This is a genomic window from Paenibacillus sp. NAIST15-1 (assembly GCF_001894745.1).
Lineage (GTDB): Bacteria > Bacillota > Bacilli > Paenibacillales > Paenibacillaceae > Paenibacillus_B > Paenibacillus_B suaedae.
In genome coordinates this window covers 125,667-132,284 of record NZ_BBYF01000019.1, presented here as the reverse complement: position 1 = coordinate 132,284, position 6,618 = coordinate 125,667, and the positions used below count along the sequence as shown (strand labels likewise).

The following is a 6,618-nucleotide window of genomic DNA, read 5'->3' as shown; positions in this document are numbered from 1 at the left end:
AGCCAACAGGTCAAGTGCAAAGCATTACAGCACAAACGCATGGAGCGCATCAAAATGTAGTACCGAACAGCTTCCAGCCGACAGGCCAAGTGCAAAGCATCACGGCACAAACGCATGGAGCACATCAAAATGTAGTGCCGAACAGCTTCCAGCCGACAGGTCAAGTGCAAAGCATTACAGCGCAAACGCATGGAGCGCAACAGAATGTGGTGCCAAACAGCTTCCAGCCGACAGGCCAAGTGAATAGCATTACAGCTTCCACTCAACAGGCCGAAGGCTATGCATCAACAGGTGGTATGGGGTCGTCAAGCATTGTACAAAGCGTGTCAGACCAGTCCTACACCTCATAATATAAGACCAAAGACGGTTCAGAATATAGAACCGTCTTTTTTGATCTAATCTGCTTACTAATATATAACTATTTACATTAGAGTGCTTATTGTTATAATAGTTGTTATGACAAGTTAATAGTTGTTGCAACAACTATTTCCGATTGTACAGGTGAAATATTAGGAGGTAACACACAAAATGGTACTGCATTTGGAACGAAGGGTAGGTTACATGCTCGGTCAGACACACCGTAAGGTAGCTGCGGAGTTAGGGGCGAGATTCCGGCCTTATGATATGACGATTGAGCAGTGGGGAGTGCTGTTCCGTCTTGTTGAAGAGGAAGGCATTAATCAAAAGGGATTGGCTGAGCGATGCGGGAAAGATCAGCCAACCTTGACACGGATTGTGCAGCACTTGCTGCGCAAGGGGTGGGTAGAGCGAAGAACCTGCGAACAGGATCGGCGCGCATATCGGTTGGCGGTAACTGCTGCCGGGCGCTCTATTGTGGATCAGTTGATTCCCATTGAGCAGGAATATATCGCTCAAGTTATGGCGGGATTCTCAAGCGACGAGGAGCAGCATCTGCTGCAACAACTGCAGCGGATTCAAGATAATTCTGCTGCAGCTGAGAAGGAACGGTTGGCAGCGGCGAGTCAGGGAAGCGGTACGAAAAAATGAAAGAAATGAAAGAAATGAAAGATATGAATGCGGAATATAGAAATAACAATGCGAATCTTGAAGAGAAGCAGCCATTGTGGACAAAGCCATTTGTGGTGCTAGCTGGCTCGAACTTTCTCGTATCATTGAATCTGTTGATGATAACGCCTGCGCTGCCAGCGTATGTGAAGGATGCTTATCAAGCAGACAACATGACCGTGAGCTTTGTGGTCAGTTTGTTCGCTTTGTCGGCTATTGTGACCCGACTTTTTGCGGGGAGATTTTTTGATCGGTTCCGAGCGATGAGCATTTTGATTGCTGGTTTGCTCATTTATGCCTTGTCGACGGGCGCTTATGCATTTGTACCATCCTTGGCCTTGTTCATGCTTGTGCGCATGATTTATGGGGCGGGATTTGGCATTACGAGCACAGCCCTAGGGACATTGGCAACGCGAATTATTCCTCCTCGACGCATGGGGGAAGGAATGGGTTATTACGGCTTATCCAATAGCTTATCCATGGCAATCGCTCCGATTATTGGTTTGTGGCTGCTGCAAAGCTACGGATATGAGTACTTAATTGGAACGACGTTTGTCCTTATCATTATTATTTTTCCAATGCTGCCACTATTGCGCAGTGCCAAAGCTCCTGCGAGTCAAGCAACTATCCGCCCGCAAGGCTCATGGATTGATCGGCGGGCATTGCTGCCGTGTACGCTTAATTTTCTTGTCACCATCACGTACGGAGGTATCCTGTCCTTCATTACCATGTTCGGTCAGGAGAGAGGGATCGCGAATGTGAGCCTATTCTTCTTATGTAATGCGATATCCATATTGGTTGTCCGTACATTCGCTGGCAAGCTGTATGACAGCAAGGGACATCTCGCGGTTGTCCCTGCAGGTGGAATAATGTTGGCAGCTTCGCTGGTGGTTCTGGCCTACAGTGCATCGACAGGGATGCTGTGTCTTGCCGCTGCTATGTACGGGCTTGGATATGGCAGTCTGCAGCCTGCATTCCAAGCATGGGCTGTGCAGCGTGTACCTGCTGATCAGCATGCTGCGGCAACAGGCATGTTCTACAATTCAATTGACTTGGGCGTGGCTCTCGGTTCGTTGTTGCTTGGTGCAGTAGCATCAATCACAACTTATAGCAATACGTACCTCGTATCCGCTTTGTCTGCGGTATTGTTGCTGTTCATCTATGCATTTGCTCTCCTTCGAGCGAGAGCTTCTCGGATGAGTGGGCGTGATGAAGCAACTGCTTCTGTCACTTAGGTTGCTGGACTAGAAAGAACAGAACGATAGGCTGTCTTTGATATGTATACAAAATATAAGTTGAAAAATAAATTTAACTCATTTACTTGACAAAAGTAAGTTATAACATTTATTATACTTACATAAAGTAAGTCAATGACATTAAATAAGCGGACAATTTTGAGTCAACATCAATAATTTGCCGCAGGCTATGAGCTATCTTGTCAGAACTGAATGTAAGGCAATAACGTTATACAAAATTTATTTATGAGGTGAACATGATGAAAAAAGTACTTGTTATTAATTCGAATCCTAAACCAACTGAAATGTCCTTCAGCCTTCGTCTTGGTGAGCACTACTTGACTGCGCTTCAAGCTGATGCGGATGTACAAATCGAGCGTGTGAATCTGTATGAAGAGAACATTCCATTGATCGATGGCACAGTACTGGATGCTTGGGGCAAAGCTGCCGCTGGTGAAGCGTTGTCTGCAGAGCAAACAAGCACACTTGGCCGCATGAACGAAATTTTGGAGCAATTTATTGCAGCAGATGTAGTGGTATTCATTACACCAATGTGGAACCTAAGCTTCCCAACTCTTCTTAAGGCTTATATCGATAACGTGGTTATCGCTGGCCGTACATTCAAATACACAGCTGAAGGTCCAAAAGGCTTGCTCGGAGGCAAGAAAGTTGTTCATATCGAAGCGCGCGGTGGTGTTTACTCCGAAGGACCAACAACAGGTCTTCGCTTCACTGACTCTTACTTGCAAACGATCATGGGCTTTATCGGCATTACCGATTACGAGAATGTCGTAGTAGAAGGCATGGCTGCAACACCTGATCGTGCAGAAGAAATCCTTGCTTCTGCGAAGCAACGTGCTGAGCAAAGCGCTAAAAACTTGCTTGCAGCTGTAAAATAAGCAATCCCAATTAAACAAAAGTGTTCGCACCTGACCATGAGCCGGTTCCTATTGGAGCCGGCTTATTTTCGTTTGTCACCAATTAGGCACTCGCACATATGATGGTAACGAATGAAAGGGGGAGGGAGGTAACAGGCACTGAAGGGCTACTTCTATCAATGGGCTCGTGACGCTGATATTCGTCTAGCTCAACGCGCAATCAATGGCGAGCGCACCTGGCCTGCTTCCTATGCACAGTGGTTCTTTAGGCCGGCGGGAGAGTGCCCAGATCCGTGGTTCAATCAACAAAATTCTGGTCGGTATCGAGCGCATTATTTCTTTTCCCCAACTGGGGACGACTGTCCAGCAGTGTACTCGGGGTAACGAGGCTTCATTAAAAAATCAGTCCAGATGAGACTGTAAAGGAGAGAGTGTAGCATGAATTACATGAGTTATGGTTATCCAACTCCGAACCAATCCGGTAATAGTTCGATTTCTCCAATGAGCACGTCAAAAGGCGGATCTTGTTGCGGATCAAAAGCCCCAATCAGTCCAACTCCGACGCCATATCCGGCGCAGCAATCGATGCAGAGCATGCCAATGCAGAGCATGCCAATGCAGAGCTTGCCGATGCAGAGCATGCCGATGCAGAGCATGCCGATGCAGAACATGTCGATGCAGAGCATGCCAATGCAGAACATGTCGATGCAGAGCATGCCAATGCAGAACATGTCGATGCAGAGCATGCCAATGCAACAAGCTGTACAGCCTTTCGCCAATCAGCCAATGCCAATGCAGCAGCCTATGTCAATGCAACAGCCATTAGCTATACAGCAGCCGGTTGCAACGCAGCAGGCAGCTACAATGCCTCCTTCGGTCGCCAGCGGTAATGTGATTACGCCTTCCGGCACGGTTCTGACGGGGCTCCCGCAAGAACAATCCTTTATCGAGAACATTTTGCGCTTGAATCTTGGCAAGATCGGTACGTTCTATATGACATATGAGAACAACTCGGAATGGAATGCGAAGATATTCCGCGGTAAAATTGAGGCTGCTGGTCGTGATCATATCATTATCAGCGATCCGAGAACGGGTCAACGCATCATGCTGTTAATGGTTAACTTCGACTATGCGACATTCGATGAGCCGCTTAATTATGAATATCCATACCGTCAGCCTGAATCTTCTGAAGAACAGTAATTAGGCACTATCCGCCAGCAAGCCGCCGCCTCTCCGAGAGGGTAGGGCGGCTCTTTGCTTATATTCACAAAACAACCAACTTCCGTTAAACCTCTGATGAGGAACCAACGTTATAATCCGTGGGAAGGGAGAGAAAGATAAAATAATCTGAGAGAAAGGAGGGAAAATAAAGAATGCATAAAGCTGCTTACAAGATTATGATCTTAACGTCCCGTTTCGGGGAAGGGCATTGGATGGTAACGCAGGCGCTTAAAGGACACATGGAGCGGCTTGGCATGCAGGTTATTGTTGTGGATTTGATGGCTGAGGCGCATCCGATGATGGATGCGATGTTTCGGTTTATATTTATGCAAAGTCAGACGATGTCGCAATACGGGATTCACTATTATGGTTGGAGCTACTATTCAACGCGCCGAATTGAACGTACACATCCACTTGTGCGCACAGGGTTCACACTAGGCAAGCGCAAGCTGAAGCAGCTACTGCTAGAGCATCGGCCTGATGGCATTATCAGTACATTTCCCTACTTCGACGTCTCATCAGTTGTCCGGCAGATGAACAAAGCGATTCCCACATTTACGGTCATCACCGATTACGATCTCCATCACCGCTGGATATTGTCCACCACAGATCACTACTATGTTGCAACTGTCGAATTAGCCGAACAGATGATGAGAGCCGGTATCGCTCCAGATCTAGTGCATGTAAGCGGCATTCCAATTCGTGATCAATTTGACTTGTACTCTCAGCAGTACACGATGCAGTCCTCCATGCAGAATGAAGAGCAAGTGGAAGCACTATTCCATAAATATGGATTACATTCGGGGCTTCGAACTACGTTAGTAATGTCGGGTGGGCTTGGTGCACAGGCAATATCCAATCGATTTCTTCGCCTATTAGAACGAATCCCGAATCACCAGGTTGTTATTGTATGCGGCAGAAATGAACGCTGGGAGACAGAACTCACGGAGAAATTCCGTTCGTTGAGCAATGTACATGTCTTCGGCTATGTGTCCTCTATTCATGAACTGATGTTATGCGCTAATGCAATGGTTACGAAGGCGGGAGGTGTAACCCTAACGGAAGCGCTCGCTATGCAGGTGCCTCTATTTATCGCGCGCCCGCAGCCTGGTCAAGAGCGGGAAAATGCTCGGTATTTCGCAAGGCATGGTGCAGCTGTTGTCGTACGGCAGGACGTTGAGCTGGCGATGAGACTCTGCGAGGCGTATAATCAGCCGGCCCTGCTTGAATCCATGAAGCGAAGCATGGTGAGTCTGGCGCGTCCGTATGCTGCGAAACGGATCGCAATAGATATTCTGGACGCGATGACAAGCGAAACCTATTCAGCTCAATCCTCCTTGCGCGTCAGCCAGTGCTTGGCTGCAATGGTTAACAATGCTACACATACGAGCAGTGAAGACACAGCGAATGCTGCCGAGAATTGATATTCATTGTATAAAATCTCAATATGGAGCGGCATTGTATTCGTCTCGCCTCGTATATGCCCCGATACGACGGATACCGCCCCGAATTCCCCCATTGCCCTCGCATTACAAATGACTATGCCGTATAACAGTCCCCACTTGATATTGGGCAGCGTCACACGCCAGAACATTCGCCACCCGCTTGCTCCTAAGGTGGCCGCTGCCTCCTCCTCCTGTATTCCTTGCGTCTGCATGAGCGGAATGAGCTCCCTGGCAACGAAGGGGAAGGTGACAAATAACGTGGCTAATACAATACCTGGAAGGGCAAAGACGATTCGAATATTTTGATTGTCCAGCCATTCTCCAAACCATCCATTTGAGCCAAAAATTAAAATAAATAAAAAGCCTGCAATGACAGGCGAAATTGAGAAGGGTAGATCCATCATAGTAATGAGCCATTGCTTGCCGCGAAATGAAAATTTGGTGATACACCAAGCTGCTGCAATGCCGAAAATTGCATTTAAAGGCACGGCGATTGATGCAGTGACAAACGTGAGCCGGATCGCTGCTAAGGCATCTGGGTCAACAAGTGCTGCCAGATAGACATCAGCTCCGCGCTTGAATGCTTGCACGAACACGGCCGCAAGTGGGAGCAGAATGACGAGCGCAATAAAGCCAAGAGCAACGGCAATGAGCAGGTATCGGACATAGGGGGATTCCGTTGTACATGCGCGAGATTGCGGCGCTGATGGCGGAAGTCCGCCTCCCATTGACTTGCGCCTAGTATGAGGGGGGAATTTAGGTTGTTCCGTAAGCAATGAGGTATCGGTCATACGGGTAATCTCCTTGTTTTCG

Annotated in this window: 8 protein-coding genes and 1 pseudogene; 8 read left to right on the top strand and 1 reads right to left on the bottom strand. The window is 47.8% G+C overall.

What is annotated here, in order from left to right; translation table 11 throughout:
* The 8 genes and pseudogenes from PBN151_RS31545 to PBN151_RS26265 form a co-directional block, all read left to right on the top strand.
* Positions 1-350, top strand: a 350-nt coding sequence (locus PBN151_RS31545) for a hypothetical protein (protein ID WP_175560803.1), incomplete at its 5' end; no start/stop codon positions are given.
* 178 nt (positions 351-528) lie between these two features.
* Positions 529-1,008: a MarR family winged helix-turn-helix transcriptional regulator gene (locus tag PBN151_RS26295; protein WP_072731542.1), complete on the top strand. Its 480-nt coding sequence runs from the start codon at positions 529-531 to the stop codon at positions 1,006-1,008.
* 5 nt (positions 1,009-1,013) lie between these two features.
* Entirely contained in the window at positions 1,014-2,261 is a 1,248-nt protein-coding gene (locus tag PBN151_RS26290) for an MFS transporter (protein WP_227775107.1), read from the top strand.
* A 260-nt stretch (positions 2,262-2,521) separates the two neighbouring features.
* Positions 2,522-3,160, top strand: coding sequence for an FMN-dependent NADH-azoreductase (locus tag PBN151_RS26285; protein WP_021254206.1), 639 nt, complete (start codon positions 2,522-2,524; stop codon positions 3,158-3,160).
* A gap of 141 nt (positions 3,161-3,301) precedes the next feature.
* Positions 3,302-3,523, top strand: a pseudogene (locus PBN151_RS32125) (cell wall hydrolase); the annotation flags it as partial.
* 143 nt (positions 3,524-3,666) lie between these two features.
* Entirely contained in the window at positions 3,667-4,029 is a 363-nt protein-coding gene (locus PBN151_RS32120; protein WP_227775105.1) for a hypothetical protein, read from the top strand.
* Positions 3,950-4,339 carry a spore coat protein GerQ gene (gene gerQ, locus PBN151_RS26270; protein ID WP_227775103.1) on the top strand — a complete coding sequence of 130 codons (390 nt, stop codon included), beginning with the start codon at positions 3,950-3,952 and terminating at the stop codon, positions 4,337-4,339. Before PBN151_RS32120 ends, gerQ begins: the two co-directional genes overlap by 80 nt.
* Before the next feature lie 173 nt (positions 4,340-4,512).
* Positions 4,513-5,784: an MGDG synthase family glycosyltransferase gene (locus tag PBN151_RS26265; RefSeq protein WP_072731541.1), complete on the top strand. Its 1,272-nt coding sequence runs from the start codon at positions 4,513-4,515 to the stop codon at positions 5,782-5,784.
* Here the strand turns inward: PBN151_RS26265 and cysW are convergent.
* Entirely contained in the window at positions 5,688-6,533 is an 846-nt protein-coding gene (gene cysW, locus PBN151_RS26260) for a sulfate ABC transporter permease subunit CysW (RefSeq protein WP_072731562.1), read from the bottom strand. The genes PBN151_RS26265 and cysW overlap by 97 nt on opposite strands.
* Between the last annotated feature and the right edge of the window lie 85 nt (positions 6,534-6,618).

What these genes read in the sequence shown, in the direction of transcription:
- PBN151_RS26265 (WP_072731541.1), top strand. Translation starts at nt 4,513, where the DNA reads ATGCATAAAGCTGCTTACAAGATTATGATCTTAACGTCCCGTTTCGGG.
- gerQ (WP_227775103.1), top strand. Translation starts at nt 3,950, where the DNA reads ATGCAACAGCCATTAGCTATACAGCAGCCGGTTGCAACGCAGCAGGCA.
- PBN151_RS26290 (WP_227775107.1), top strand. Translation starts at nt 1,014, where the DNA reads ATGAAAGAAATGAAAGATATGAATGCGGAATATAGAAATAACAATGCG.
- PBN151_RS26295 (WP_072731542.1), top strand. Translation starts at nt 529, where the DNA reads ATGGTACTGCATTTGGAACGAAGGGTAGGTTACATGCTCGGTCAGACA.
- cysW (WP_072731562.1), bottom strand. Translation starts at nt 6,533, where the DNA reads ATGGGAGGCGGACTTCCGCCATCAGCGCCGCAATCTCGCGCATGTACA.
- PBN151_RS26285 (WP_021254206.1), top strand. Translation starts at nt 2,522, where the DNA reads ATGAAAAAAGTACTTGTTATTAATTCGAATCCTAAACCAACTGAAATG.